1 rRNA gene is annotated in these 223 nt (G+C 53.8%); it reads left to right on the forward strand.

The features are described 5' to 3' along the window. A 23S ribosomal RNA gene (locus AC5O63_RS22495) occupies positions 1–223 on the forward strand; the annotation flags it as partial.

Here is a 223-nt window from a genome sequence, read left to right on the forward strand (position 1 = left end):
CCGCGGCTAGACGGAAAGACCCCGTGAACCTTTACTACAGCTTGGCACTGAACATTGACCCTACATGTGTAGGATAGGTGGGAGGCTTTGAAACCGGTACGCCAGTATCGGTGGAGCCGTCCTTGAAATACCACCCTTGTAGTGTTGATGTTCTAACTTAGACCCGTTATCCGGGTTGAGGACAGTGCCTGGTGGGTAGTTTGACTGGGGCGGTCTCCTCCCA

The sequence above is a fragment of the Vibrio sp. SCP2 genome (assembly GCF_059295395.1).